Here is a 23612-nt window from a genome sequence, read left to right on the forward strand (position 1 = left end):
AAACAGCCTGGCGAGTCCGCCCTAGCGAAGTCGGCTGGTCAGCGCCCCGCAGACGCGCGCGGAAAATCGCGACGGCAGGCGTTTCCTGTCCTGCAGCACGAAACCTTTATAGGCCGGGTCGCCAAAAAGCTCTTCCATGGCGCTGCTCATATCAATGTTTTGGCTTTTCAGCAATCGCGTCTGCCTTCGCAGGCGCTTCACAGCACCTCGAACACAAACGTCTTCACCAGCGCGTCGGGCTCGGCGATCGCGTAGCAGCGGAACCATGGGCTCTCCTCGACCGGCCGCCATTTTCTCGCCTGCTCCAGTTCGCCAAACACGGCCTTGAACCCGCTGCTTTCAAACACCTGGTCACGGACCGTAAAGATGGCGTGGCCGCCCTTCCGGGTGATGCGCACCAGCTCATGCAGGCCCGACGCCGGCGCGTGGCTGATGGTGAACACGCCGGTCGAGAAAAAGGCGCGGAAATATCCGTCCGGCCAGGGCAATGGCCCGCCGAGCATCGCCTGTTTCAGCTCGCTGTAGGCCTGCCGGCTGCCGGCGACTTTCAGCATGTCCTGCGACAGGTCGAGCCCGGCAATGTCGTGGTAGCCGAGCGCCTTGAGCGACGGCCCCGACAGGCCGGTGCCGCAGCCGGCGTCGAGCAGCGGCCCTTCGCCCGGCGGCACGTAGCGCGCCACCCAGGCGGTGATCAGGAACGGCAGGAGATAGCCGAGCGCCGCGGTTTCGCCGTCATAGGTCGCGGCCCATTGCGCATAGGCCTTGGCGAGCGCCTCAGGCGTGTCGGCCGTGTAGACCGCTTCAAGCGCCGCATTGGCCTTGTCGATGATCATGGGTCCTCCCCGGTCGCGTCCGCTCGATGATAGCGCCGTTTTCGCCTGCCTTCTATTCCCCGTGCTGGTGGCGCAGCCGCTTCTCCAGCGCCCGCATGGCCAGCGACAGGCCGACGGTCAGGATGAGATAGATATAGGCGACGATCGAATAGGTTTCGAAGAAGCGGAACGAGCCGGCGGCGTAGATCTTGCCCATCTGGGTGATGTCAGCGACGCCGAGCACCGAGACCAGCGAGGAATCCTTGACCATGGCGACGAAATCATTGCCGAGCGGCGGCAGGATGGTGCGGATCGCCTGCGGAAAGACGACCAGCCGGAAGCGCTGCGTGCGCGTCAGCCCAAGCGCCTTCGCCGCCTCGATCTGGCCCTTCTCGACCGCCTGGATGCCGGCGCGGAACACCTCCGAGATGAAGGCGGAATAGCCGATGGTCAGCGCCATGACGGCGCGCCATAAAAGCGAGACGTCGCGTACCAGCAGTTCACCGAAGAGGCCGGCGCTTTGCAGCGGCGCCGTCAGCGCGTTCCACGCCGCGACGAAGGCCGGCGCGCCGGCAAAGGCGATCCAGAACAACAGCACCAGCATCGGTACGCCGCGGATGATCTCGACGTAGAAGCGGGCGATCTGGCTGAGCCAGCGTGAGCCCGACAGGCCCATCAGCGCGACGCCGAGCCCGATCGCGCAAGCCAGCGCGAAGGCGACCACGGTGACGAAGATGGTGACGCCGATGCCCTTGGCGACGGTTACGAAGACCTGGGCATAGAGGTCGCTGGCAACGATGAAGACGGCGGCGGCCAAGGCGATCGCCACAGCCACGGCAAGCCACCACGGGAAGTCGGATTTGGCCGAGGCGAGAGGCGGCGACGGCATCAAGCGGTACCGGTGACAGACCGATGCGAAATCCGATCTCCCCCCTTGCGGGGGAGATGGCCGGTAGGCCAGAGGGGGGTGTACGAGCGCAGAGTCAGCGCGAGTTCCCGCGCACAATCGTCATGAAATGCGCGCAACAAGCGGGCCTACTGCCCCATCTTGTAGTCGAGGAACCACTTCTTGTTGAGCGCGTCGAGCGTGCCGTCGGCCTTGAGCGCGGCGATCGCCGCGTTGACCGGCTTCACCAGGTCGGAGCCCTTGGGGAAGATGAAGCCGAAATCCTCGGTGCCGAGCGGCCCGCCGATCAGCTTCAGCCCGCCATTGGACGCATCGACATAGCCCTTGCCGGCAGTGCCGTCGGTGAGCACGACATCGACGTCGCCGGCCTTCAGCGCCTGCACCGTCGCGCCGAATGTCTCGAACAGCTTTATGCGCGGGTTCTGCTCATTGCCGTCGAGCACGCTGTAGACGGCGGTGTAGAACGGCGTGGTGCCGGCCTGCGCACCGATCAGCCCGTCCTTGAAGGCAGCGAACGTCTTGGCATCGGTGAAGCGTTTCTCGTCGCCGCGCACCAGCATGAACTGTTCCGAGCGCATATAGGGATCGGAGAAATCGACCTTCTGCTTGCGGTCGTCCTTGATGGTGATGCCGGTCATGCCGATGTTGTATTGGTTGTCGGAAACCGCCTGGATCATCGCGTCCCACGAGGTGTTCTGATACTCGACCTTGAAGTTCAGCCGTTTGGCGATCTCGTTCATCGCGTCATATTCCCAACCGATCTGCTTACCGGTCTTGGCATCGATAAACTGCAGCGGCGGATAGGCGTTTTCGGTCACCACCACCACTTTCCTGCCGCCAAGATCGGGCAGCGCCTGCGCCAGGGCCGCGATGGGCACGAGAAGGCAAGCCAGCAGGCCGGCCAGCAGCAGTTTCGATTTGGTCATAACACGCTCCCCAAGAACTGAACCGCCTCGATCGACCGAGGCATGCAGGAAATCCGGCGCCGACTTTAGCTTTCCGCAGGCGCCTTGCAAGCCGCTCCGATACGCCGCTCGGCACGAAAATGAGTTTCCGATGAGGACCGGCAAATCGAATCCACCTCGCACAACAAAAAGGCGGCCGAAGCCGCCTTTCCGAAACCATGGGTTTTGACGACGCCTTATTCGGCGGCAGCTGCTTCCGCAGCCTTGGCGGCCTCGTCGGCGGCCTTCTTCTCGGCGGCGTCCTGCGCGGCCTTCTCGGCGGCCAGCGCCTGCGCGGCGGCCACCTTCTCGGCCTCGATGCGCGCCTTCTCGGCGTTCAGCGCATCGCGCTCTTCATCGTTGAGCTTGCGGGCGCGCACGCCGGTGTTTTCCGAAATACGGGCCGACTTGCCGCGACGGTCACGCAGATAGTACAGCTTGGCGCGACGCACCTTGCCACGGCGCACGATCTCGACGCCCTCGACCATCGGCGAATAGACCGGGAACACCCGCTCCACGCCTTCGCCGTAGGAGATCTTGCGGACGGTGAAATTTTCCTGGAAGCCGGCACCGGCGCGGGCGATGACGACGCCCTCATAGGCCTGGACCCGGGTGCGGGTGCCTTCGGTCACGCGAACCTGAACGCGCACGGTATCGCCGGGCTGGAATTCGGGGAGCTTGCGCTTGGCTTCGATCTTGGCGGCCTGCTCGGCCTCGAGCTGACGGAGGATGTCCATCTCAGTAATCCACTTCTTGTTCTTCCGACAGTCAGAGCGTCCGACACTCGCCTTGCAGTCGCATCGACCGCTCGGCTATGCCCTTCGTTCGAGAACTTCTGTTCGAGAACATCGGGCAGGGGCGACTACACCGTCACTGTTGACGGGTCCGGGAGAATTTTCTTCCGGTTCGGCGCGCACATACAGCTATTTCGGCGCTTTGTCACGCCTTCGCTGGCTCTTTTTTGGCGCTGCTTCTTTTTGGCTGGCGCCGCTGTGGCAATCCCGTGATCCCTTGTGGTCCAGGGGGTTGCGCCCGCGCGTCAAGCTTTCTAAGCCGGAAGATAAGCATTTTTCCTCCAGCGACGACACCCCTCATGCCAATCTTGGACGCGGTCCTGCTCTTTCTCGCCGGCTTTCTATCAGGCGCGGTCAACGCCGTTGCCGGCGGCGGCACGTTCATAACCTTTGGCGCCATGACCCTGGCCGGCCTGCCGCCGATCGTCGCCAATGCGACATCGTCGGTGACGCAATTTCCTGGCTATATCACCTCGACGCTGGCCTATTGGCACGACATCAAGCATTTCTGGCGCGGCGCACTGCTGCTCAGCCTCATTTCGGCTCTCGGTGCGCTGTCTGGCGCGCTCATCCTTTTAGGGCTCGACAACCCGTCGTTCCGCGCCTTGGTGCCGTGGCTGCTGCTGGCTGCAACGGCGTTGTTCGCTGCCGGACCATGGCTGAAGCCGGCGCCCAAGCCGGAGCATGAAGCCGCCGTGGGTTCGCTGGTCGGGTCGCTGGCGCAGTTCGCCACCGCCGTCTATGGCGGCTTCTTCGGCGCCGGCATGGGCGTCATGATGCTGGCGACGCTCGGTCTCACCCAGTCCGGCGACTATCACCGGCTGAACGCGCTGAAGAACATGCTGGCCGTGGTCATCGCTGCGGTCGCCATCCTGGTCTTCGTCTCTGGCGGCGTCATCGCCTGGCTGCAGGCGATCATCATGATCCCGGGTGGCGCGCTCGGCGGCTATGCCGGCGTCTGGATCGCCAGGCGCGTGCCGCAGAACGCGGTGCGCGGCTTCGTCATTGCCGTCGGCCTGTTCCTGGCCTTCTACTATTTCGATAAGGGCTGAGCGGCTAAAAGATCCGGCCGTCGCTCCTTCGTCAGCCTCTCCGCTTCGGCCCGCCGCCACGCCGCGATCTTGCTGTGATTGCCCGAAATCAACACTTCGGGAATCGGCCGGCCCTCGAATTCCTGCGGCCGCGTATAATGCGGATGTTCGAGCAGGCCGTTTTCAAAGCTCTCTTCCTCGCCCGATACCGCATTGCCCATCACGCCGGGCAGCAGGCGCACCACGGCGTCGAGCAGCACGAGTGCCGCCGGCTCGCCGCCGGACAGGATGAAATCGCCGATCGAGACTTCCTCGAGGCCTCGCGATTCGATGACCCGCTGGTCGACGCCTTCGAAGCGGCCGCAGACGATCACCGCACCCGGCCCGGCGGCGAGCTCACGCACACGGCGCTGTGTCAGCGGCTTGCCGCGAGGGCTCATCAGCAGGCGCGGACGTGGATCGCCTGCCGGCGAGGCATGGTCGATAGCGCTGGCCAGCACGTCTGCCCGCATCACCATGCCGGCGCCGCCGCCGGCCGGCGTGTCGTCCACGGTCCGGTGACGATCGCGGGCAAAGTCGCGGATCTGGATCGCTTCGAGCGACCAAATGCCGGTGTCGAGCGCGCGGCCGGCCAGCGACAGGCCAAGCGCGCCGGGAAACATCTCGGGATAGAGCGTCAGCACCGAAGCAGAAAAACTCACCGATTGCCTCCGGCGTCCCTCGGCCCGCGCGGCCGGCCCTTGGGGTCGAAGCTGTCGCGCTCGGCAGATTCTCCGTCCTCGTCCTCGACCAACCCTGCCGCAGCCGGATCGATGCGGACAAAGCCGCCGGCGATCGACACTTCCGGAACAGCGGCCTGCGTGAACGGGATAAGCACGCCTTTGCGCCCCGCCAGCGTCACGTCGAGAATGTCGCCGCCGCCAAAATTATGCACGGCGACGACCTTGCCGATAATGGCACCGGTGTCGTCCTTGACCTCCAGCCCGACGAGATCGGTGTGGTAGAATTCGTCCTCTTCGCCCTCATCAGGCAACACCGAACGGTCGACGAACAATTCGGTGCCGGCAAGCGCCTCGGCGGCATTGCGATCGTTGACGCCTTTGAAGCGCACCACCACGACGGTGTTGGCAGGCCTGATGTCGACGATCTGGAAGGCGCGGCCATCCCTGGCGTAGAGCGGACCGTAATCGGCCAGCGCCAGCGGGTCGCCGGTAAAGCTCTTGACGCGCAATTCGCCCTTGATGCCGTGCGCGGCACCGATTACGGCCATCTGGACGGGGTTTTGCGGTTTGCTCATCTGCGGAAAATCCTTTGCCTTGCTCTAACCCCAGCCCATCGTCATTTCAATGATGCCGCTCTTCACCGCTTCCTAACCCGCATGCCGGAAGATGGCGGGGAACTGGAAGAGCGCAATGCAGGAATTCCTCATACCGGCAAAACCCGATCTTCAGGCGGCGCGCGAGGCCTGGCTGAAGATGCTGGCGCGCGAACGCCGGCTGTCGCCCGAAACCGTCGAGGCCTATGAGCGCGACACGCGCCAGTTCCTGCATTTCCTGACCGGCCATTGCGGCGGCTCGCCTGGTATTTCAGTCATCGCCGATCTGCGCCCAGCCGATCTGCGCGGCTTTCTCGCTGCCCGGCGTGCCGAGGGCGCCGGCGCCCGCACGCTCGGGCGCGGGCTGGCCGGCATCCGCTCGCTGCTGCGTTTCCTGGAACGGCGCGGCCTCGCCAATGCGGCAGGTGCGGCAGCCTTGCGCGCGCCGCGGCAGCCGAAATCGCTCCCCAAGCCGCTGACCGCAAGCGATGCAAAACACGTCGTCTCGGTGGAAGGCCAACTGGCGGAGGAGCCGTGGATTGCCGCGCGCAACGCCGCCGTGCTGACTCTGCTCTATGGGTCCGGCTTGCGGATCTCCGAGGCGCTCGGCCTGTCGGGCGCCGATCTGTCCTCACCTGGTGAGACCGTGCTGCGCGTCACCGGCAAGGGCGGCAAGACCCGGCTGGTGCCCGTGCTGCCGGTGGCGCTGCGGGCGATTGCCGAATACCGTCGCCTCTGTCCCTGGCATCTCGATCCCAAGGGCCTGCTGTTTCGCGGTGCCCGCGGCGGCCCGCTCAACCCGGCGATCGTCCAGCGCGACATGGCCAAGCTGCGCTCGGCGCTCAACCTGCCCGACACGGCGACGCCGCATGCGCTGCGCCATTCCTTCGCCACGCATCTGCTTGGGCGCGGCGGCGACCTGCGCACCATCCAGGAGTTGCTCGGCCACGCCAGCCTGTCGACAACCCAGATATACACCGGCGTCGACACCGCGAGGCTGCTCGAGATTTACGAAGCAGCTCATCCTCGTGCGTGATGGACGCTCGGAATCGGTGACGATCTCGCAACAATTTTGATGCGCTGATTAACCGTTTTGCCGCTTTTTGCGCCTACAAGCGCAGCATGAAACGCCTCATCGCCATCGCCGACCGCGCGACCCAAGTGTCGCTGAAGCTGCTCGTCGCGCTCAACGCCCTGTTTTTCCTCTCCTTCCTCATCATCACGCTACTCGCCGTGGGCAAGGCACGCGCCGAGGCCCCGGTCTGCGTCGGTACCGATATGCTGAGCGCGCTGCAAAAGAACGACCCGGCTAGCTACCGCAAGATCGAGGCGGACGCGGCAGCAACACCGAACGGCAAGGGCTTGCTGTGGAAGCTGGAAAAATCGGGCGAAAAACCGTCCTTCCTGTTCGGCACCATGCACCTTACCGACCCGCGCGTCACCACGCTGCCACCCGCCGCGCAGAAGGCATTCGATGCAGCTGGCACCGTCATCATCGAAACCACCGAAGTGCTCGATAAGCAGAAGATGATGGCAGCATTGCTGAAAGAGCCGGATCTGATGATGTTCACCGACAAGACGACGCTTTCGTCGCTGCTGTCGCCGGAGGACGCGGCGGTGGTCGACAAGGCGCTCGACGCGCGTGGCATCCCGCCAGCGACCGTCGCCAAGATGAAACCTTGGTTGCTGTCGGCGATGGTGGCGCTACCAGCATGCGAAGTCGCCCGCCAGGCTGGCGGCGCGCCGGTGCTCGACGTCAAGCTTGCCAAGGACGCCGAGGCTGCGGGCAAATCAGTCGAGGGGCTCGAGACAATCGCCGACCAGCTGCGCGCCATGGCTTCGCTGCCGATCGCCTTTCACCTGAAGGGGCTCGTCGATACGCTGAAGCTTGGCGACAAGGTGAACGACGTCAACGAAACCATGATCGTGCTTTACCGCCGTGGCGACACTGGCATGTACGTACCGCTGTTTCGGGCTGTCGTCCCCGAACAGGTCGACGACCAATCGGGTTACGCCGAATTCGAGCAGACCATGATCACCAGCCGCAACAGGGTGATGGTTGATCGTGCAGCGCCGATCCTCGCCCACGGCAATGTCTTCATGGCGGTCGGCGCCATGCACCTTCCCGGAGCGCAAGGCTTGGTCGAGGGTTTCCGCAAGACCGGCTATACTGTGACTGCCGTCAACTGAACAACACGGCGGAGTTGCACACCGAATCATCGCCACGCCTGGGTCAACCCCTACTCGCGGCGCGACGGCGGACCGGCAGCGCTTCGTGTCAAGAAACTGAAAAAGGTTCGCTTTGGCTCGACCGAACCCATTTTGCGGTGGAAATGCATGCCTGCAAGCGATTCCGGATCAGAATTGCCCTGTTTTCGGCGTTTTCAACGCCTAATGTGAAACCGATTCAACGATTGTACGTTGATGGCTATTACTTGATGTTTTTCATCCACGGAGGACACTTTTATGGCGAACACACCCAATCCGAACGACCCATTCACCTCGCCGGGCTCCGCGCGGCCAAGCGGCGGCGGCAGCGGCTGGCTGATTGCCCTGGTCGTCGTTATCCTGGCAATTGTCGCCTATTATGTTTTTGGAAGACGTAGCGAGGCACCTGCGCCTGCCGAACCGCCCGCAGCCAGCACACCAGCTCCGGCCCCAGCGCCCGCCGAGCCGATGAAACCAGCCGAACCGGCTCCTGCGCCAGCTCCGGCAACACCGGCTCCGGCTCCCGCTCCGGCAGAGCCTGCACCCGCTCCGGCCCCTGCGCCAGCCCCGGCCCCGGCCCCGGCCCCGGCACCAGCACCTGCCCCGGCTCAGTGATCAAACTGCTGATTTGATATATGAACGGCCCGCTGAAAAAGCGGGCCGTTTTGTTTTTGGGAGCAGCCGTCGAGGGCTTTGGACGTTTCAGCCAATCTCTAAGGTTTGCGATTCACCGCGTTTGCTCAGATATGGATCGGCTTGAAGAACGTCGCCAATGCCGCCTCCTTTACCGCTTCCGACATTGTCGGATGGGCGTGACAGGTGCGGGCCAGGTCTTCCGACGAGCCGCCAAATTCCATCAGCACGGCCGCCTCGTGGATCATCTCGCCGGCGCCGAAGCCGACGATGTGGACGCCGAGCACACGGTCGCTGGCCTTGTCGGCCAGGATTTTCACAAAGCCGTCGGTGTGCAGCATGGCGCGCGCCCGTCCATTGGCGCTGAAGGGGAATTTTCCGGCCTTGTAGTCGATGCCGGCCTTCTTCAATTCTTCTTCGGTCTTGCCGACCGAGGCGATTTCCGGCGTGGTGTAGACGACGCTCGGAATCACGTCATAGTTCACATGCCCGGCCTGGCCGGCGATGGTTTCGGCCACCGCCACGCCCTCGTCCTCGGCCTTGTGTGCAAGCATCGGCCCGGCGATGACATCGCCGATGGCATAGATGCCAGGCACGTTGGTCCTGAGATGGCCGTCGGTCTTGACCCGGCCGCGCTCATCAACGTCGACGCCGGTCTCCTTCAGCCCGAGAGCGTCCGAATAGGCCCGTCGTCCCGTCGCAATCAGCACCGCGTCCGCCTCGATCGTCTCGGCTGCTCCGCCCTTGACCGGCTCGAAGGTAACCGTCACCCCCTTCCTGGCCTTGGCGACGCCGGTCACCTTGGCGCCCAGCCTGAACTCAAAGCCCTGCTTCGACAGCAGGCGCTGGAACTGCTTGGAGACCTCGCCATCCATGCCGCCCAGGATGGTGTCGAGGAACTCGACCACGGTCACCTTGGCGCCGAGCCGCGCCCATACCGAGCCGAGCTCCAGACCGATGACACCACCGCCGACCACCACCAGATGGCCCGGCACCTTGTCCAGCGACAGCGCGCCGGTCGACGAGACGATCACCTTCTCATCGAAATCGACCTCGACGCCGGGAATGCCGGCGACGTCGGAGCCTGTGGCGATGACGATGTTCTTGGTCTCGATCTCCTCGACCTTGCCGTCATCGGAGGTCACCGACACCTTGCCGGCCGCAACTACCTTGCCGGTGCCACGAAAACTGTCGATCTTGTTTTTCTTGAACAGGAAGGCGACGCCATTGACGTTGGCGGTCACCGTCGCATCCTTGTGTGCCATCATCTTCCCAAGGTTGAGCTTGGGCGCGCCGATCTCGACGCCGAGCGCCTCGAAGGAATGGCCGGCCTCGGCAAACATCTCGGTCGCATGCAGCAGCGCCTTTGACGGGATGCAGCCGATATTGAGGCAGGTGCCGCCGAAGGTCGGGTTCTTTTCGACCACCGCCGTCTTCAGACCGAGCTGTGCCGCCTTGATGGCGCAGACATAGCCGCCTGGTCCCGATCCGATGATAACGACATCATAGGCCATGATACTGTCCCTTTTACTTTAGCGGCCGCCGCCGATTTCCAGATTGGCGCCTGTTGTGTAGGACGCCTCGTCCGACAGCAGCCACAGAATTGCGGCTGCGACTTCCTCGGCGGTTCCGACGCGCTGCATGGGCACCACCTTGCGCATTCTCTCGGCGCGATCCGGCTGACCGCCGGAGGCATGAATTTCGGTGTCGATGATGCCCGGGCTGACCGCGTTGACACGAATGCCTTCGCCGGCCACTTCGCGGGCAAGCCCGATGGTGAAGGAATCGATCGCGCCCTTCGAGGCGGCGTAGTCGACATATTGACCCGGCCCGCCAAGCCTTGCCGCGATCGAAGACACATTGGCGATGGCGCCACCCTTGCCGCCATGCCTGGTCGACATCCGCTTCACCGCCTCGCGGGCGCAAAGCATCGGCGCGATCACATTGATGCGCATCATGCGCTCCAGCCTTGCAGCGCTAAGCTCGTCGACGCGCGCGCTCTGGTCGACCACGCCGGCATTGTTGACGAGCGCGTCGAGCCGACCGAAACGGGCGTCGAGAGCCTCGAACATGGCCAATACGTCCGTCTCGTTGCCGACATCGGCCTTGACTGTGAAGGCTTCTCCGCCAGCAGCCTCGATGTCGGCGACCACCGTTTCGGCGGCTTTTGCATTCGACGCGTAATTGACCGCAATGCGATAGCCGGCCTTGGCAGCAAGCCTGCATGTAGCGGCGCCAATGCCGCGGCTGCCGCCGGTCACCAGCAGGATCTTTCCGCTCGCGCTCATTCCTGACATCCCTTCAGGGCAAAGACGTCCCAGGGCACCCTGGAAAAGCCGTTGGCGCCATAGGCAGCCGACATCTGCAACGACGCTCCCAAGTCAGGCAAGATCAGCTTCTTCGGCGCATCCTTTGCTTCGCCCGGCAGCAACGCGATGTTGCCCTGGTCGTCGGCAGTGTAGATGACGCCCTCCCACACGGTGCAGGCGGCGAGCTCGTCGCCGGTGACGTCGCCGGCCGGGCATTTGTACATCAGCGAGCCGTGCGGCCGCGCCACGCCCTCCGTCCACATGACGATGCCGTCGAGCACGACGCCGTTGTCGAGCACCATCTTGAAGGTATTGGTGACGGTAGCCGACTCCATGGTCGGCCTGAAATCGATCTCGGCGGCGTTCTCAGGATCGCCATAGACGGCCAGTTCGAGCGGGCAGGCGGCGAGGGCCGCGGAGACCGTCTGCACGCCGAGTGCGCAGATTGTGACAAACAAACCGGACCGGAAACGACACGAACTCATCCGGCGGCGCAGATCCATGCTCCGGCCCACGTCGGCCGCGCCCTAGAGGTCGAGCACCAGCCGCTCAGGATCCTCCAGGCTTTCCTTGACCCGCACCAGGAAGGTCACCGCTTCCTTGCCGTCGACGATGCGGTGGTCGTAGGACAGCGCCAGATACATCATCGGCCGGATGACGATCTGGCCGCCGACCACCACCGGCCGCTCCTGGATCTTGTGCATACCCAGAATGCCGGACTGCGGCGCATTGAGGATCGGCGTCGACATCAGCGACCCGTAAACGCCACCGTTGGAAATCGTGAACGTGCCGCCTTGCATATCGGCGACGGAGAGCTTGCCGTCGCGCGCCGCAAGCCCCAGCCTGCCGATGTCCTTCTCGATTTCGGCGATGGACATCTGGTCAGCATTGCGCACAACCGGCACGACAAGGCCTTTCTCTGTACCGACGGCAACGCCGATATGAGCGTAGTTCTTGAAGATGATGTCGGTGCCGTCGATCTCGGCATTGACCGACGGGATCTCCTTCAGCGCATGGGTGACGGCCTTGGTGAAAAAGCCCATGAAGCCGAGCTTCACGCCGTGCTTCTTCTCGAACACGTCCTTGTATTTGCTCCTCAGCGCCATCACCGCGCTCATGTCGACCTCGTTGAAGGTGGTCAGCATGGCGGCGGTCGATTGCGCTTCCTTGAGGCGGCGCGCAATGGTCTGGCGCAGCTTGGTCATGCGCACACGCTCCTCGCGCGACGCATCGTCGGCAGGGGACGGCGCGCGCGCGGCTACGGGTGCCGGTACAGGCGCGGCCTTGGGCATTTCTGCCGGCTGCGACGGCGCGCCCCTGGCGATAAGGTCGAGCACGTCGCCTTTCAGCACCTGGCCGCGCTTGCCCGAGCCCGACACCTGGTCGACCGCGAGATTGTGCTCGGCCAGCAGCTTTGCCGCCGACGGCGCCGGCGGCATGGTGCGCGTCTCGATCGCGCCGGCGTCGCCGGCAATCTTGGCCGTCTCGGCCGCAGCCTGCTTGACGCTCGAGGCCGCAGTCGGAGCCGAGGCCTGCGACACCGCCTCCTGCTTCGTTGCCGGAGCGGCGGCGGCATTGGCTGCCGCGCCGGCGCCTGCCGAAATCGTGCCGAGCAGTGCGCCGACGCCGACCGTCTCGCCTTCCTTGACGGCGATCTCGGCGAGCGTGCCCGCGGCGGCGGCCGGCACTTCCACCGTCACCTTGTCGGTTTCGAGCTCGACGAGCGGCTCATCGGCGGCGATCGCGTCGCCGACCTTCTTGAACCACTTGCCGATGGTCGCCTCGGTGACTGACTCACCAAGTGTCGGAACGCGGATTTCGGTTGCCATTGTGCCTGTCCGTTTCTTTCGGTTCTGTTCTATTCACCAAGCGCGTCGTCGAGCAAGGCGGCAAGCTGGGCGAGATGCTTCGACATCAATCCGGTCGCCGGCGAGGCGGCGGCCGGCCGGCCGGTATAGCGCACCCGCTGATGCTTGGCGTCGATATGCGCCAGCACCCATTCGAGATACGGGTCGATGAACGACCAGGCGCCCATGTTCTTGGGCTCCTCCTGGCACCACACCATCTCGGCATTACGGAAGCGCGACAGTTCGGTGATCAGCGCCTTGGCCGGGAACGGATAGAGCTGCTCGACGCGCAGCAAATAGATGTCGTTGATGCCGCGCTTCTCGCGCTCTTCGTAGAGGTCGTAATAGACCTTGCCGGAACAGAGCACGACACGGCGGATTTTCGAATCCTTGGTGAGCTTGATGGCCTGGCCTGACAGCAGCTGCGCGTCGTCCCACAACAGCCGGTGAAAGGCGCTTTCGCCCGACATTTCCGGCAGCGTCGACACCGCCCGCTTGTGGCGCAGCAGCGACTTCGGCGTCATTAGGATCAGCGGCTTACGGAAGTCCCGCTTCAATTGCCGGCGCAAGATGTGGAAGTAATTGGCCGGCGTCGTGACGTTGGCGACCTGCATGTTGTCTTCGGCGCAAAGCTGCAGGAAGCGCTCGAGCCGGGCCGACGAATGCTCGGGCCCCTGGCCTTCATAGCCATGCGGCAGCAGGCAGACGAGGCCCGACATTCTGAGCCATTTGCGCTCGCCCGACGAGATGAACTGGTCGAACACCACCTGGGCGCCGTTGGCGAAGTCGCCGAACTGCGCTTCCCACAGCGTCAGCGCCTTCGGCTCGGCCAGCGAGTAGCCATATTCGAAGCCGAGCACGGCCTCTTCCGACAGCATCGAGTTGATGACCTCGAAGCCGGCCTGCGCCGCCGACAGATTGTTGAGCGGGATATAGCGTGTCTCGTCGCGCTGGTCGTAGAGCACGGAATGGCGCTGCGAGAAGGTGCCGCGCTCAGAATCTTGTCCGGACAGCCGGATCGGATTGCCGTCGAGCAGGATGGCGCCGAAGGCCAGCGCCTCGGCCGTCGACCAGTCGATGCCTTCGCCGGACTCGATCGCCTGGCGGCGATTGTCGAGGAAGCGGATGATCGTCTTGTGCGCCTCGAAATCCTTCGGCACCTCGGTCAGTTTCTTGCCGATCTCCTTCAGCGTCTTGACCGGCACGGCGGTCTTGCCGCGCCGCTGCTCGTCCTGGTTGTCGGCCGAGCGCAGGCCGGACCATGCGCCGTCCAGCCAATCGGCCTTGTTCGGCTTGTAATGTTGGCCGACTTCGAATTCCTGCTCGAGATGCGCTCGCCAATCGGCCTTCATCTTTTCGAACTCGGCCTGGGTGATGTGGCCTTCGGAAATCAGCCGGTCGGCATAGATCTGCACCGTCGTCTTCTGGTTGCGGATCTTGCGATACATGATCGGCTGGGTGAAGGCGGGCTCGTCGCCCTCATTGTGGCCGAAGCGGCGGTAGCAGAACATGTCCACCACGACAGGCTTGTGGAACTTCATGCGGAATTCGATCGCCACCTTGGTCGCATGGACCACGGCTTCCGGATCGTCGCCGTTGACGTGGAAGATCGGCGCCTCGATCATCTTGGCCACGTCGGACGGATAGGGCGAGGAGCGCGAAAAGCGCGGGTTGGTGGTGAAGCCGATCTGGTTGTTGATGATGAAATGCAGCGTGCCGGCGACGCGGTGGCCGCGCAGGCCGGACAGGCCGAGGATTTCGGCAATCACGCCCTGGCCGGCAAAGGCGGCGTCGCCATGCAGCAGCAACGGCAGCACCTTGGCACGCTCTTCCAGCGGCACGATCTCCTCGCGGCTGCGGCCGAACAGATAGTCCTGTTTGGCGCGCGCCTTGCCCATCACCACCGGATCGACGATTTCCAGATGCGAGGGATTGGCGGTCAGCGACAGATGCACCTTGTTGCCGTCGAACTCGCGATCCGACGAGGCACCGAGATGGTACTTCACGTCGCCCGAGCCTTCGACCTCGTCGGGCGCGGCCGAGCCGCCCTTGAACTCGTGGAAAATGGCGCGGTGCGGCTTGGCCATCACCTGCGACAGCACGTTCAGCCGGCCGCGATGCGCCATGCCGAGCACGATCTCTTTCATGCCGAGCTGGCCGCCGCGCTTGATGATCTGCTCCAGCGCCGGGATCAGCGACTCGCCGCCATCGAGGCCAAAGCGCTTGGTGCCCTTGTATTTGACGTCGATGAACTGCTCGAAGCCTTCGGCCTCGACCAGCTTCTGCAGGATCGCCTTCTTGCCGGCGGCGGTGAAGGAGATCTCCTTGTCGGTGCCCTCGATGCGCGCCTGGATCCAGGCCTTCTCCTCGGGATCGGAAATATGCATGAATTCGACGCCGAGCGTCGAGCAATAGGTCCGGGTCAGGATATCGAGCATCTGCCGGATGGTGCCGAATTCCAGCCCGAGCACATTGTCGAGGAAGATCGGCCGGTCGTAGTCGGCTTCGGTGAAGCCGTAATTCTCCGGCGACAGCTCGTTATAATCCTCCAGCGGCTTGGCAATGCCAAGCGGATCGAGATTGGCGTGCAGGTGGCCGCGCATGCGGAAGGCGCGGATCATCATGATGGCGCGGACGGAATCGCGCGTCGCCTGATGCACGTCGGCGTCGGAAAGCGCTGCGCCGTTGCCGGCTGCCCTGTCCTTGACCTTCTTTTCGATGTGCTTTTCGACCAGGCCCCAATTGCCGTCCAGCGCCGAGACCAGCTCGCCATTGGCCTGCATCGGCCAGGAGGGCTTGGCCCAAGAGGCCCCCTTGGCGTTCCTGCGCACGTCGCCGGCGTCATCCTTCAGCGCCGCGAAGAAATCCTGCCATTCGGGATCGACCGAAGCAGGATCGTCCTCATAGGCGGCATAAAGCGCGTCGATATAACCGGCATTGCCGCCATAGAGGAAAGAGGTAAGCGAAAACTGGTCGTTGGCCTGATCTTGTCTTGCCATTTTTGTCCGCGGAGCCGCGCTCCGTCTCCTTTTCAGAGCGAATAGAGAGTAGCGAATAGCGAGTAGGGATTTTCCCTGGTTCGCGCCGTTACTCTGTTCTTACCTATTCGCTATTCACTACTCGCTACTCACTAACCTTTGATCGCCTCGACCAGCGTCGTGCCGAGCCGGGCCGGCGATGGCGAAACCTTGATGCCGGCCGATTCCATCGCCGCGATCTTGTCTTCCGCACCGCCCTTGCCACCGGAGATGACCGCGCCCGCATGACCCATGGTGCGGCCGGCCGGCGCGGTGCGCCCGGCGATAAAGCCGGCCATCGGCTTGCTGCGGCCGCGCTTTGCCTCGTCCTTGAGGAACTGCGCGGCGTCTTCCTCGGCCGAACCGCCGATCTCACCGATCATGATGATCGACTTGGTCTCGTCGTCGGCGAGGAACATCTCCAGCACGTCGATGAACTCCGTGCCTTTGACCGGATCGCCGCCGATGCCGACGGCGGTGGTCTGGCCGAGGCCGACATTGGTGGTCTGGAACACCGCCTCATAGGTAAGCGTTCCCGAGCGCGAAACAACGCCGACCGAGCCCTTGCGGAAGATGTTGCCGGGCATGATGCCGATCTTGCATTCGTCGGGCGTCAGCACACCGGGGCAGTTCGGCCCGATCAGCCGCGATGTCGAGCGGTCGAGCCTTGCCTTTACCTTGATCATGTCCATCACTGGTATGCCCTCGGTGATGCAGACGATCAGCGGGATCTCGGCCTCGATCGCTTCCAGGATCGCTTCGGCAGCACCCGCCGGCGGCACGTAGACGACGGAGGCATTGGCACCGGTCCTGGCCTTGCCTTCGGCAACGGTGGAGAAGATCGGCAGCGTCTCGCCCTTGGCGCCGGTCCAGGTCTCGCCGCCCTTCTTGGGGTGGATGCCGCCGACCATCTTTGTGCCGTGATAGGCGAGCGCCTGTTCGGTGTGGAACGTGCCGGTCTTGCCGGTCAGGCCCTGCACCAGCACCTTGGTGTTCTTGTCGACGAGAATGGACATGATGGTCCTTTTTAAAAACCGTTGATCGGGGAAGGCCGCGCGCTCATGGTCACAACCGCTTCAGGTCGGCGACGGTGAGGTCGCTTTTGGCGTTGCCGGTGTTGAGCGTCGTCGCCGGCTCGAACATCAGCACGACAGGTTCCTCGCTCAGCGAGCGCGGCCGGTGCTCGACGGCGCGCGGCACGACGATGAACTCGCCGCTGCCAAGTTCCACCGTGCCGTCGCGGAAATCGATGGCAATGCGGCCGCGCAGCACGAGGAACGCTTCATCCTCATTGTCATGCGCGTGCCAGTCGAAGACGTCGCCGAACTTGGCGATCTTGACCTGGCTGTCATTCACGTCGCCGGCAATGTGCGGATCGAACGCCTTCTTGATCTTCGCATCGGCCGCTTCGACGAGGTTTATCTTATGCGGAGGCACAGACTCAGCCCTTCACCGCCGCGACAATCTTCTTGGCTGCGTCATCGAGGTCATCGGCCGACACCACGTTCAGTCCGCTGTCGTTGATGATCTTCTTGCCGAGCTCGGCATTGGTGCCTTCCAGCCGCACCACAAGCGGCACTTGCAGGCCGACCTCCTTGACCGCGGCGATGACGCCCTCGGCGATGATGTCGCACTTCATGATGCCGCCGAAGATGTTGATCAGGATGCCTTTGACCGCCGGATCCTTGGTGATGATCTTGAACGCCGCCGTCACCTTTTCTTTCGACGCGCCGCCGCCGACATCGAGGAAGTTGGCGGGCTCGGCGCCGTAGAGCTTGATGATGTCCATCGTCGCCATGGCAAGGCCGGCGCCGTTGACCATGCAGCCGATATTGCCGTCGAGCGCGACATAGGCGAGGTCGTATTTCGACGCCTCGATCTCCTTCTCGTCCTCTTCGGTGGTGTCGCGCAATTCGAGCACGTCCGGGTGACGGAACAGCGCATTGTTGTCGAACGACACTTTTGCGTCGAGCACGCGCAGCCGGCCGCTCTTCATGACGATCAGCGGGTTGACCTCGAGCAGGCTCATGTCCTTCTCGACAAACGCCTTGTAGAGGATCGGAAACAGCCTGCCACCATCCTTGGCGGCGTCGCCGTCGAGCCTCAGTGCGGCGTTGAGCTTCTTCACATCGTCGGCCGTCACGCCCTTTTCCGGGTCGATGGCGACGGTAATGATCTTTTCCGGCGTGTCGTGGGCGACCGCCTCGATGTCCATGCCGCCCTCGGTCGAGACGACGAAGGCGACGCGCCCGACCGAGCGGTCGACCAGGATCGACAGATAGAGCTCGCGCTCGATGTCGGCGCCGTCCTCGATATAGAGCCGGTTGACCTGCTTGCCGGCCGGGCCGGTCTGCTTGGTGACCAGCGTGTGGCCGAGCATCTCCTTGGCGTTGGCGACGACCTCGGCCACCGACTTCGCCAGCCTGACGCCGCCCTTGGCATCGGGCCCGAGCTCCTTGAACTTGCCCTTGCCGCGGCCGCCGGCATGGATCTGGCTTTTGACCACATAGAGTGGGCCGGGCAGCGCCTTGGCGGCAGCTTCCGCCTCGCTCGCCTTGAACACCGGCACGCCCTCGGCCACCGGTGCGCCAAAGCCTTTCAGCAGCGCCTTGCCCTGATACTCATGGATGTTCATGCGCTATGTCTCCAGCTTGCTTGGCGGGCTTGGTTACCGGCTTACTTGGCCGCGAGATGTGGAGCGATCTTGACGCAGGCGTCGCACAGGCCCTGCACCGCCGCGACCGAATTTTCGAACATCTTCTGCTCGTTCTTTGTGAGCTCGATCTCGATGGTCCGCTCGACGCCGCCGGCGCCGATCACCACGGGAACGCCGACATAGGTGTTCTTGACGCCATATTGGCCGGAGAGGTACGCCGCACAGGGCAGCACCCGCTTCTTGTCCTTGAGATAGGCTTCGGCCATGGCGATGGCCGAGGCGGCCGGCGCATAAAAGGCAGAGCCGGTCTTGAGCAGGCCGACGATCTCGGCGCCGCCGTCGCGGGTGCGCTGCACGATCTGGTCGAGCCGCTCCTTCGAGGTCCAGCCCATCTTGATGAGGTCGGGCAGCGGGATGCCGGCAACCGTCGAATAGCGGATCATCGGCACCATGGAATCGCCATGGCCGCCGAGCACGAAGGCGGTGACGTCCTCGACCGAGACCTTGAATTCCTCGGCCAGGAAATAACGGAAGCGCGAACTGTCGAGCACGCCGGCCATGCCGACGACATGGCTCTTGGGCAGGCCGGAAAACTTCTGCAGCGCCCAGACCATGGCGTCGAGCGGGTTGGTGATGCAGATGACGAAGGCTTTCGGCGCGTATTTCTTGAGGCCGGCGCCGACCTGCTCCATCACCTTCAGATTGATGCCCAGAAGATCGTCGCGGCTCATGCCGGGCTTGCGCGGCACGCCGGCGGTGACGATGCAGACGTCGGCGCCCTCGATACCGGCATAGTCGTTGACGCCGGTCAGCCTGGAGTCGAACCCATCGACCGGCGACGACTGCGCGATGTCCAGCCCCTTGCCTTGCGGGATGCCTTCGGCGATATCGAACAGCACGACGTCGCCGAGATCCTTGAGGCCGACCATGTGGGCGAGGGTGCCGCCGATCATGCCCGAGCCGATGAGCGCTATCTTGTTGCGTGCCATGTCAGGATGTTTTCCCTTTGACTATGACGGCGCCCAAATCCTTGACGATTTGATGACGGCGTCGGAGGAAGAGGCCGGAATGCTGCGGAACCGCGAAATTCGCCGCACGCAATAGCCCCGGCCGCACAAAAATTCAAACGATTATTTTGCAGTGAATAATTTCAATCGGTTAGAAACAATGGGACTTACGTAAACGTCAAAATTCTGAAGCCGGCTAGAGGAATTCTACACAATGGCACTGGAAATCAGAAGGCTGTTTCCTGGCGATGACGCCCTTGTGATGCGGGTTGCCGACGAAGTCTTCGACGAGCCGGTCAGGCCGGATCGGCTCTCCGCCTATCTTGCGGAGCCCGGTCATTTCATGGTCGTGGCCGTCGCCGACGGCATCGTCGTTGGCCAATGCGCAGCCGTCATCCACCGCCACCCGGACAAGGTGAGCGAACTCTACATAGACGAGGTCGGCGTGGCGCCGGCCTTTCAACGCCAGGGCATTGCGACGAGGATGCTCGACGCCATGTTCGCACTCGGTTGCGAGCATGGCTGTGAGGAGGCGTGGGTCGGCACCGAGCCGGACAATGTTGCTGCTCGCGCACTTTACGAGTCGCGAAAAGAGCCGCGTGGGCCGGCGGAGGGGTTCGTCATGTATATTTATCGGTTATAGGCGCCGGCGGCAGGGGCCTCTTCTGTACTATCCCTCACGCCTGAGCCTGCCGTGCCTCGGTCGATGATCCCCGCGCCCTCTGCCTCTCCGCCCAGTTCTCCAGCCAGTCGTGGCTCTGCATCTCGATCAGCCGCGATGCGGTGCGCTCGAACTCGAAGACTTCGTTGCCGCGCTTGGCCGTATAGAGCTGCGCCGGCGGTGCCGCGGCGCTCATCACCAGCCGTACATGATGATCGTAAAGCGTATCGACCAGCAGGATGAAGCGCTTGGCTTCGTTGCGCTTGCCTTCGCCGAGCACCGGCACCCGGTCGATGACGATGGTCGAGAAACGGCGGGCAATGGCAAGATAGTCGCGGGCCCCGAGCGGCCTCTCGCAGAGATCGGCGAACGAAAACCGCGCCGCCTCGCCGGCAGTACGCGGCACCACGACGTGTCGGCCCTTAACCGTCAGTATCGTCTCGGCCGTCGGCCTGCCATGCGTCATCACCACCCACAGCTCGTCGAGCGCATGGTCGGCGGCGGCATCGGCCGGGGTGATGTAGACCGGCATGCGGCTGAGCTTGTCTAGGCGGTAATCCTTGTGGGCGTCCAGCGCCAGCACGTGCGCGTGGCGCTCCAGGATAGCGACAAACGGCAAAAACAACTGACGGTTCAGGCCGTCGCGGTAGAGATCCTGCGGCGCGACATTGGAGGTGGCGACCAGCACCACGCCATTGGCAAACAACGCCGAAAACAACCTGGACAGGATCATCGCATCGGCGATATCGGTGACCGAAAACTCGTCGAAGCACAGCACCCAGGCTTCCTCGGCAAGCGCGCGCGCCACCGGCGGGATCGGGTCGTCCTCTTTGACCGTACCCTCTTTACGCGCCTGCCGGTGATTCTGGATGCGGTCCTGCACGTCGGCCATGAAATCGTTGAAATGTACGCGGCGCTTGCGCCGCACCGGCAGCAGCTCGAAGAACATGTCCATCAGCATGGTCTTGCCGCGGCCGACGCCGCCATGGATATAGAGGCCCTTGACCGCCTCGTGCCCCTCGCGCTTGCGGGCGAACAACCACCCCAGCGCGCTTGATTTATGCGCCAGCCGCTTTGCCGATATCTCGTCGATCAGTCGGTCGAGCGCAGCGGCGATCCGCTCCTGCGCCGGATCGCGCCCGATGGCGCCCGTCTCGACCAGATGGTCGTAGCGCTGCTTGACGGTCGCATGGGTCTGGAGGCCGTCACGCAGATGCATCGGTCACGTCGTTCCGGAGCAATTCCAAGAAAAGTGTGTTGCGGTTTTCTGTCCGGAATTGCGTAAAAAACAAAAGAGAGCAATTCCAGGAAAAGTGTGTGGCGGTTTTCTGCCCGGAATTGCGTAACAATGGGGGCCGTTCTCTTACCTTGTAAGCGAGATCGGCAGGCCGTTGGAAGTCTGGCCGTCGAATTTCTCGCCGCCCGAGGAATAAAGCCGTGCCAGCGTGCCGCCATTCTCGTCATAGAGCGTCAGTTGCTTGCCGGCGACGTTCCAGGATTTGATGCCGTCGATCGGCGCCGGGCAATGCAGCGGTCCGGCGCGGTAGCCCGACCCGAATTTGGTCTGCGGCGTCGCCACCTGACAGCTCTGGCCGGACACGCTTGCTTTCCACACACCAGCGACGCTAGAGGCGGTCAGGTCGGCCGCACCGGCCGGCGCCGTCCCGTCGGGCGGCAGCGAGGCGACCTGCGTGTTCTGCGGCGCAGTCGGAAATTTCGACGGGTCGGCGGCGCCGGGTGTCGCCGGTGGCGGCAACTGGTTTGCAGTCACCTTGCCGGCGGGCGCAGCTTCCAGCGGCGCCGGCTGCTGCTCGTCCATCGATGAGAACCGCGAGGTCGAACAGCCGCTCGCAACGAGCGCGGCCAGCGATACGGCCAGCAGGCCGGTTTTCGAAAATTTCATTCTTCAACCTCCGTCGGATCGAGCTGGGGAAGCCGTCCGCGCAATGTCCCCCTCACCAAGATGGAGAAGGTGGCGAAATTTCAACCCGATATGGTTAAAATACGGTTTGCGCCGCTAATGTTGCAAATTTGTCGCAAAATGCACATTGCCTGAATTGCGTCGCGCCTTGGCCTTTGGCCGGCACCTCCGGTTGATGCGATACGGCGCGCTGGCGTCAAATCCTTGGCGTTTCCTTGGCGTTCACCTCAATGCTTGTGCGGGCCGGCTCCGGCATTATCTCTTGGCGATCAGCAAGCTGCAGGGAGCCGATTTCTTGGCCGCGAGAAAGAGAGCCGCCAACCGCTATTACAGCGGGCCGCCCAGCGATCATTTCGACGGCACCTTGTTCTTCAATCCCGGCGGACGGCCGCCGGGTCGCTTTGCCGATCTGTTGAAGTGGCAACTGAGCCGCGAGCGCTCGAAATGGCCGACGGCGGATCCGAGCCCGTTTCCGCCGGCAAGACCGGTCGAGCGCATCGATGGTTCTGCGCTGCGCCTCACCATGGTCGGTCATTCCTCGCTGCTCGTCCAGACAGCAGGCCTGAACATCCTGACCGATCCGGTCTGGTCGCGGCGTGTCTCGCCGCTCTCCTTCGCCGGGCCGAAACGCGTCAATCCGCCCGGCATCGCCTTTTCGCATTTGCCGCCGATCGACCTCGTGCTGGTCAGCCACAACCATTACGACCATCTCGACCTCGCCACGCTGAAGCGCCTGAAGGCAAGACACGATCCGCTGCTGCTGACGCCGCTCGGCAACGACACAATCATCGGCGCTGCCGTGCCCGGTATGCGGCTTTCCCCGCATGACTGGGGCGACCGGGTCGATATCGGCGATAGCGTCGCCGTCCATGTCGAGCCGGTGCATCACTGGTCGGCCCGCGGTACCCGCGACCGGCGCATGGCGCTGTGGGCGGGTTTCGTCGTCGAGACGCCCGACGCAAAGATCTATTTCGCCGGTGACACCGGCTTCCACGGCGGCATCAATTACCGGCTGATGGCGCAAAAGCACGGCGGCTTCCGCCTCGCCATCCTGCCGATCGGCGCCTACGAGCCGCGCTGGTTCATGGCGCCTCATCACCAGGATCCGGAAGAGGCGGTGCAAGGCATGCTTTTGTGCAACGCCGCCTATGCCGCCGGCTGTCACTGGGGCACGTTCCGGCTCACCAACGAGCCGATCGAGGAGCCGCCCAGAAAGCTCGGCGAAGCGCTCGATGCTGCCGGCCTGCCGCGGCAACGTTTTCGCGCCTTGCGGCCGGGGGAAGTCTGGGACGTACCGGAGGTTTAGCGCGGCGGAACCTGAGGCATCACATAGACGTTTGTAGGTTGTTCAAACCTGTCGGTTGCGAGGTGCCTCTTATGATCAGGTGGATTATCATTCTTTTGATTATCGCGGCCGCGGCGAGCCTGCTCGGCATGCCGGTACTGGCCGGAGCCGCCGCCACCGGCGCGCGCATCCTCATCGGCATCGTGCTGATCATCTTCCTGCTGATCGTGCTTGGCGTTTTCGCGGTGACGTGAGAATCACGCCG

Annotated in this window: 23 protein-coding genes; 6 read left to right on the top strand and 17 right to left on the bottom strand. The window is 63.6% G+C overall.

Translation table 11 applies throughout. The annotated features are described in order from the left end of the window. Window positions 1–197: 197 nt before the first annotated feature. The 4 genes from NKH83_RS06845 to rplS form a co-directional block, all read right to left on the bottom strand. A complete protein-coding gene (locus NKH83_RS06845; protein WP_352802816.1) occupies window positions 198–833 on the bottom strand; it encodes a class I SAM-dependent DNA methyltransferase in 636 nt (211 codons plus the stop codon). Window positions 834–885: 52 nt separating this feature from the next. Continuing rightward, window positions 886–1701, bottom strand: coding sequence for an amino acid ABC transporter permease (locus NKH83_RS06850; protein ID WP_352479648.1), 816 nt, complete (start codon window positions 1699–1701; stop codon window positions 886–888). Window positions 1702–1847: 146 nt separating this feature from the next. Continuing rightward, window positions 1848–2645 (bottom strand): transporter substrate-binding domain-containing protein, encoded by a 798-nt coding sequence (locus NKH83_RS06855; protein WP_254817834.1) that lies wholly within the window; start codon window positions 2643–2645, stop codon window positions 1848–1850. A 215-nt stretch (window positions 2646–2860) separates the two neighbouring features. Next, the gene (gene rplS, locus NKH83_RS06860) at window positions 2861–3400 is read right to left on the bottom strand and encodes a 50S ribosomal protein L19 (protein ID WP_254817835.1); all 540 of its coding nucleotides are present in this window, start codon (window positions 3398–3400) and stop codon (window positions 2861–2863) included. A 356-nt stretch (window positions 3401–3756) separates the two neighbouring features. Here rplS and NKH83_RS06865 point away from each other — a divergent pair, with 356 nt between their 5' ends. Further along, window positions 3757–4509 carry a sulfite exporter TauE/SafE family protein gene (locus NKH83_RS06865; RefSeq protein ID WP_023679781.1) on the top strand — a complete coding sequence of 251 codons (753 nt, stop codon included), beginning with the start codon at window positions 3757–3759 and terminating at the stop codon, window positions 4507–4509. Here NKH83_RS06865 and trmD read toward each other — a convergent pair. Beyond that, complete coding sequence (gene trmD / locus NKH83_RS06870; RefSeq protein WP_352802819.1) at window positions 4491–5189, bottom strand: tRNA (guanosine(37)-N1)-methyltransferase TrmD; 699 nt, start codon at window positions 5187–5189, stop codon at window positions 4491–4493. The two genes, NKH83_RS06865 and trmD, sit on opposite strands and share 19 nt — an antisense overlap. Beyond that, window positions 5186–5785: a ribosome maturation factor RimM gene (rimM, locus tag NKH83_RS06875; protein ID WP_352802821.1), complete on the bottom strand. Its 600-nt coding sequence runs from the start codon at window positions 5783–5785 to the stop codon at window positions 5186–5188. The genes trmD and rimM overlap by 4 nt, the downstream gene beginning before the upstream one ends. Before the next feature lie 115 nt (window positions 5786–5900). On the opposite strand from rimM, the gene NKH83_RS06880 reads away from it, so the two are divergent. Continuing rightward, window positions 5901–6839: a tyrosine recombinase XerC gene (locus tag NKH83_RS06880; RefSeq protein ID WP_352802823.1), complete on the top strand. Its 939-nt coding sequence runs from the start codon at window positions 5901–5903 to the stop codon at window positions 6837–6839. A gap of 86 nt (window positions 6840–6925) precedes the next feature. After that, window positions 6926–7993, top strand: a complete 1068-nt coding sequence (locus tag NKH83_RS06885) for a TraB/GumN family protein (RefSeq protein ID WP_352479652.1) — start codon at window positions 6926–6928, stop codon at window positions 7991–7993. A gap of 758 nt (window positions 7994–8751) precedes the next feature. On the opposite strand, the gene lpdA is transcribed toward NKH83_RS06885, so the two are convergent. From lpdA to mdh, 9 genes are all read right to left on the bottom strand, one after another. Next, the gene (gene lpdA, locus NKH83_RS06890; protein ID WP_352479653.1) at window positions 8752–10158 is read right to left on the bottom strand and encodes a dihydrolipoyl dehydrogenase; all 1407 of its coding nucleotides are present in this window, start codon (window positions 10156–10158) and stop codon (window positions 8752–8754) included. Window positions 10159–10176: 18 nt separating this feature from the next. After that, on the bottom strand, window positions 10177–10932 hold the full coding sequence (locus NKH83_RS06895; protein WP_352479654.1) for an SDR family oxidoreductase: 756 nt from the start codon (window positions 10930–10932) through the stop codon (window positions 10177–10179). Continuing rightward, window positions 10929–11384, bottom strand: a complete 456-nt coding sequence (locus tag NKH83_RS06900; protein WP_502895552.1) for a hypothetical protein — start codon at window positions 11382–11384, stop codon at window positions 10929–10931. Before NKH83_RS06900 ends, NKH83_RS06895 begins: the two co-directional genes overlap by 4 nt. 96 nt (window positions 11385–11480) lie before the next feature. After that, window positions 11481–12782, bottom strand: a complete 1302-nt coding sequence (gene odhB / locus NKH83_RS06905) for a 2-oxoglutarate dehydrogenase complex dihydrolipoyllysine-residue succinyltransferase (protein ID WP_352479656.1) — start codon at window positions 12780–12782, stop codon at window positions 11481–11483. 29 nt (window positions 12783–12811) lie between these two features. Beyond that, on the bottom strand, window positions 12812–15799 hold the full coding sequence (locus tag NKH83_RS06910) for a 2-oxoglutarate dehydrogenase E1 component (protein ID WP_352479657.1): 2988 nt from the start codon (window positions 15797–15799) through the stop codon (window positions 12812–12814). A gap of 131 nt (window positions 15800–15930) precedes the next feature. Beyond that, a complete protein-coding gene (sucD, locus tag NKH83_RS06915) occupies window positions 15931–16833 on the bottom strand; it encodes a succinate--CoA ligase subunit alpha (protein WP_352479658.1) in 903 nt (300 codons plus the stop codon). Between the two features lie 49 nt (window positions 16834–16882). Next, window positions 16883–17254, bottom strand: coding sequence for a cupin domain-containing protein (locus NKH83_RS06920; RefSeq protein ID WP_352470808.1), 372 nt, complete (start codon window positions 17252–17254; stop codon window positions 16883–16885). 4 nt (window positions 17255–17258) lie between these two features. Beyond that, window positions 17259–18452, bottom strand: coding sequence for an ADP-forming succinate--CoA ligase subunit beta (gene sucC, locus NKH83_RS06925; protein WP_352479659.1), 1194 nt, complete (start codon window positions 18450–18452; stop codon window positions 17259–17261). Window positions 18453–18493: 41 nt separating this feature from the next. Next, window positions 18494–19462 carry a malate dehydrogenase gene (mdh, locus tag NKH83_RS06930; protein ID WP_352479660.1) on the bottom strand — a complete coding sequence of 323 codons (969 nt, stop codon included), beginning with the start codon at window positions 19460–19462 and terminating at the stop codon, window positions 18494–18496. Between the two features lie 232 nt (window positions 19463–19694). Here mdh and NKH83_RS06935 point away from each other — a divergent pair, with 232 nt between their 5' ends. Continuing rightward, complete coding sequence (locus NKH83_RS06935) at window positions 19695–20123, top strand: GNAT family N-acetyltransferase (RefSeq protein ID WP_352479661.1); 429 nt, start codon at window positions 19695–19697, stop codon at window positions 20121–20123. Between the two features lie 34 nt (window positions 20124–20157). Here the strand turns inward: NKH83_RS06935 and zapE are convergent, their stop codons facing one another. Beyond that, window positions 20158–21360, bottom strand: coding sequence for a cell division protein ZapE (gene zapE, locus NKH83_RS06940; protein WP_352479662.1), 1203 nt, complete (start codon window positions 21358–21360; stop codon window positions 20158–20160). Window positions 21361–21504: 144 nt separating this feature from the next. Continuing rightward, window positions 21505–22044 (bottom strand): protease inhibitor Inh/omp19 family protein, encoded by a 540-nt coding sequence (locus tag NKH83_RS06945; protein ID WP_352479663.1) that lies wholly within the window; start codon window positions 22042–22044, stop codon window positions 21505–21507. A gap of 313 nt (window positions 22045–22357) precedes the next feature. Between NKH83_RS06945 and NKH83_RS06950 the strand changes: the two genes are divergently transcribed. Both NKH83_RS06950 and NKH83_RS06955 read left to right on the top strand, forming a co-directional pair. Then, entirely contained in the window at window positions 22358–23368 is a 1011-nt protein-coding gene (locus NKH83_RS06950; RefSeq protein WP_352802827.1) for an MBL fold metallo-hydrolase, read from the top strand. 71 nt (window positions 23369–23439) lie between these two features. After that, on the top strand, window positions 23440–23601 hold the full coding sequence (locus tag NKH83_RS06955) for a DUF1328 domain-containing protein (protein WP_352479665.1): 162 nt from the start codon (window positions 23440–23442) through the stop codon (window positions 23599–23601). The last annotated feature ends 11 nt before the right edge of the window (window positions 23602–23612 follow it).

The sequence above is a fragment of the Mesorhizobium sp. M0909 genome (assembly GCF_040319515.1).
GTDB lineage: Bacteria > Pseudomonadota > Alphaproteobacteria > Rhizobiales > Rhizobiaceae > Mesorhizobium.

What these genes read in the sequence shown, in the direction of transcription:
- NKH83_RS06845 (WP_352802816.1), bottom strand. Translation starts at nt 833, where the DNA reads ATGATCATCGACAAGGCCAATGCGGCGCTTGAAGCGGTCTACACGGCC.
- NKH83_RS06850 (WP_352479648.1), bottom strand. Translation starts at nt 1,701, where the DNA reads ATGCCGTCGCCGCCTCTCGCCTCGGCCAAATCCGACTTCCCGTGGTGG.
- NKH83_RS06855 (WP_254817834.1), bottom strand. Translation starts at nt 2,645, where the DNA reads ATGACCAAATCGAAACTGCTGCTGGCCGGCCTGCTGGCTTGCCTTCTC.
- rplS (WP_254817835.1), bottom strand. Translation starts at nt 3,400, where the DNA reads ATGGACATCCTCCGTCAGCTCGAGGCCGAGCAGGCCGCCAAGATCGAA.
- NKH83_RS06865 (WP_023679781.1), top strand. Translation starts at nt 3,757, where the DNA reads ATGCCAATCTTGGACGCGGTCCTGCTCTTTCTCGCCGGCTTTCTATCA.
- rimM (WP_352802821.1), bottom strand. Translation starts at nt 5,785, where the DNA reads ATGAGCAAACCGCAAAACCCCGTCCAGATGGCCGTAATCGGTGCCGCG.
- NKH83_RS06880 (WP_352802823.1), top strand. Translation starts at nt 5,901, where the DNA reads ATGCAGGAATTCCTCATACCGGCAAAACCCGATCTTCAGGCGGCGCGC.
- NKH83_RS06885 (WP_352479652.1), top strand. Translation starts at nt 6,926, where the DNA reads ATGAAACGCCTCATCGCCATCGCCGACCGCGCGACCCAAGTGTCGCTG.
- lpdA (WP_352479653.1), bottom strand. Translation starts at nt 10,158, where the DNA reads ATGGCCTATGATGTCGTTATCATCGGATCGGGACCAGGCGGCTATGTC.
- NKH83_RS06895 (WP_352479654.1), bottom strand. Translation starts at nt 10,932, where the DNA reads ATGAGCGCGAGCGGAAAGATCCTGCTGGTGACCGGCGGCAGCCGCGGC.
- odhB (WP_352479656.1), bottom strand. Translation starts at nt 12,782, where the DNA reads ATGGCAACCGAAATCCGCGTTCCGACACTTGGTGAGTCAGTCACCGAG.
- NKH83_RS06910 (WP_352479657.1), bottom strand. Translation starts at nt 15,799, where the DNA reads ATGGCAAGACAAGATCAGGCCAACGACCAGTTTTCGCTTACCTCTTTC.
- sucD (WP_352479658.1), bottom strand. Translation starts at nt 16,833, where the DNA reads ATGTCCATTCTCGTCGACAAGAACACCAAGGTGCTGGTGCAGGGCCTG.
- sucC (WP_352479659.1), bottom strand. Translation starts at nt 18,452, where the DNA reads ATGAACATCCATGAGTATCAGGGCAAGGCGCTGCTGAAAGGCTTTGGC.
- mdh (WP_352479660.1), bottom strand. Translation starts at nt 19,462, where the DNA reads ATGGCACGCAACAAGATAGCGCTCATCGGCTCGGGCATGATCGGCGGC.
- NKH83_RS06935 (WP_352479661.1), top strand. Translation starts at nt 19,695, where the DNA reads ATGGCACTGGAAATCAGAAGGCTGTTTCCTGGCGATGACGCCCTTGTG.
- zapE (WP_352479662.1), bottom strand. Translation starts at nt 21,360, where the DNA reads ATGCATCTGCGTGACGGCCTCCAGACCCATGCGACCGTCAAGCAGCGC.
- NKH83_RS06945 (WP_352479663.1), bottom strand. Translation starts at nt 22,044, where the DNA reads ATGAAATTTTCGAAAACCGGCCTGCTGGCCGTATCGCTGGCCGCGCTC.
- NKH83_RS06955 (WP_352479665.1), top strand. Translation starts at nt 23,440, where the DNA reads ATGATCAGGTGGATTATCATTCTTTTGATTATCGCGGCCGCGGCGAGC.